General features: G+C 71.7%; 2 protein-coding genes. One reads left to right on the forward strand and one right to left on the reverse strand.

Translation table 11 applies throughout. The features are described from left to right. A partial coding sequence (locus ABT300_RS43815; protein WP_351688709.1) for an acyl-CoA dehydrogenase family protein occupies positions 1 to 479 on the reverse strand: 479 nt, incomplete at its 3' end. An 843-nt stretch (positions 480 to 1,322) separates the two neighbouring features. Here ABT300_RS43815 and ABT300_RS43820 point away from each other — a divergent pair. Further along, positions 1,323 to 1,752 (forward strand): LLM class flavin-dependent oxidoreductase (locus ABT300_RS43820; RefSeq protein ID WP_351688712.1); only part of this gene is annotated, 430 nt, incomplete at its 3' end.

Raw genomic sequence — 1,752 nt, forward strand, 5'->3', positions numbered from 1 at the left:
GAGGCGTAGCTCTGACAGCCGTCCACCACGTACCCCTGGGCTGTCCCGGTCAGCGTCAGGGGCGGTTCCCGGCGGGCGAGACCGCCGCCCCAGCACCAGCCCTCCGCCACGGACTGCCGCTCGACCAGGACGGCGCGGCCGGGCTCGGTGAGCGATCGGGTGCTCCACCCCAGGAAGTAGTGACACCCGAGGAGTTGGGCGATCGCGCCGTCGGCGGCGGCGATCTCCCGGACCACCGCGTAGGCCGTGCTCCAGTCCGCGCCGCCTCCCTGCCCGGCCGGGACCAGGAGCGTCAGCAGCCCTGCCTCACGCAGCCGTGACACCTCGTCGAAGGGGACCTTGCCCGCCTGCTCCCTGGTCACCGCGTCGGTGGCCAGGTCGTCCGCCGTCTCGCGGGCCACGCGCAGCCAGTGCGCACGGCCGGGCGCCGTCCGGTGGTGCGGCGAGACGGGTGCGGACGGCGCGGTGGCAACGCCCATGACGGCGGTCTCCTCGGGATCGGCGACGGGATGCGGCGACGGGGCGCGGGCATCTCGTCCACTGGGTGACGCGGGCATCGCGTCCGTGTGATCGTGCGGGGCTGTCCGGCGTGCGCCGAGCGGAACGGGCGCGCGGAGCGGAACGGGCTTCGTGCGGCGTGCGGTTCACCGCACGGGTGGCATGTGCATCATCCTGCGCATCGGGCGGCCGGGTCGTCAATGGTTTCCTAGTTATCCGATAGGAAATGCAGGGAATCCTTCTTCGGCAGAGGCGGCGAGCGTCGCGCCGAGGCGCGTCGGAGCGGCGCACGCCTCGTCGTGGCCTCCGGCAGGGTCCGGCAGGTCAGGCGGGTCCGGCATCCGGGCAGTAGTTGACGAGATGCGAGATGTACTGCTCAATTGACCGCATGAACGCCGAGCAGCGCCTGGTCACCCGCGACCACATCGACTTCGGTCGCGTGTGGTCCGCAGCGTGTTGCGCCTGACACGGCAGCGGGCCGTCTGACCGGCCCTTCCCTCCCTCGGTGACCCCTTCGCGGCCCGAGTGCGTCCCTGCGTGACCCGTCGTCCCCTGTGTGACCCGTCGTCCGCACGCGCCGGCAACCCGCGCACCGACAGGCCCGCGAGGCCTACAACGCCCGTGCGCCGCACCCGAGGCCCCTGCCCCTGCGCCATCACACTCGTTCACCCTGTTCACCCTGTTCACCCTGTTCGCCCTGCTGTCCCGCCGCATCCCGAAGCGCCGTCGCACCCGGCTGCGCCGAGGGCCGCACCGCCGTGCCCGCGCGCTGTCCGCGGCCCGGCCCCGCAGGACGTACCGGACTCGACGAAAGGCCGACTCCAATGCCCGTGGAGTTCCTTGGCATCGCCGCCACCAACGACGGCTCCGAGACCACACCGCGCTCCGGCGCCGCCTTCGACAAGGAGTACACGCTCAGGCTCGCTCGAGCCCACGAGGACCACGACTGGGACCGGGTGCTGTTCGCCTACGGTTCAGGCTCCCCGGATCCCGCGCCGGCCGCCGCCTACATCGCGAGCCGACTGGACCGCCTCCAGATCCTGCTCGCCCACCGGCCCAACGTCTCCTACCCGACCTTCGCGGCGAAGACGTTCGCCACCCTCGACCAGATCAGCGACGGCCGGCTGACCGTCCACTTCATCACCGGCGGCAACGACCACGAGCAGGGCCGTGAGGGCGACACGCTGACCAAGGACGAGCGCTACGACCGCACCCGCGAGTACATCCGGATCGTCAAGAAGATCTGGACCACCC

Source organism: Streptomyces sp. NPDC001027 (assembly GCF_040299045.1).
In the GTDB taxonomy this organism is placed as follows: domain Bacteria; phylum Actinomycetota; class Actinomycetes; order Streptomycetales; family Streptomycetaceae; genus Streptomyces.